General features: G+C 65.4%; 1 protein-coding gene. It reads left to right on the top strand.

Annotated features, from left to right (window positions below):
* A partial coding sequence (locus tag FS320_RS51525; RefSeq protein ID WP_152718819.1) for a DDE-type integrase/transposase/recombinase occupies window positions 1–612 on the top strand: 612 nt, incomplete at both ends.

Below are 612 nucleotides of genomic sequence, written 5' to 3'. Positions count from 1 at the left end.
CAGCCGGCCGCACAAGCTGCCCTGGAAAGCCACGGACGAGGAGCGCGCCATCGTCTGCGTCCTGCGCCAGGCCACCGGCTTTCCGCTCGACGATCTGACCTTCATCGTCACGCATTTCCTGCCGCATCTCAACCGCGATGCCGTCTACCGCATCCTCAAGGCCGAGGGTCTGGGACGATTGCCCCCGGCGCAGCAGCGCCAGCGCCGGAGCGGCACGTTCAAGGACTATGATCTCGGCTTCGTGCACATCGACATCAAGCACCTGCCCAAGCTGCAGACCGCCGACGGGGAGCGCCGCAAACGCTATTTGTATGTGGCCATCGACCGCTGCTCGCGCTGGGTGCACCTGGCCGTCAAGGACGATGAGCTGGCCACCAGCGCGGTCGCCTTCCTGAAAGAGGCGGTGCGCGCCTTCCCCTTCAAGGTCACGCACGTCCTGACGGATCGAGGATCCTGCTTCACGGCGGATGCTTTCGAGGACGCCTGCCGCCAGCTGAAGCTGGAGCACCGCAAGACCAAGCCCTACACGCCGCAGACCAATGGTCTCGTGGAGCGCTTCAACGGGCGGGTGCAGCGCGAGGTGCTGGGCATCACCATCTACAGCCATCGGGA

The organism is Microvirga tunisiensis, assembly GCF_009296175.1.
Lineage (GTDB): Bacteria > Pseudomonadota > Alphaproteobacteria > Rhizobiales > Beijerinckiaceae > Microvirga > Microvirga tunisiensis.
This window is presented reverse-complemented; position numbering and strand designations above follow the sequence as displayed.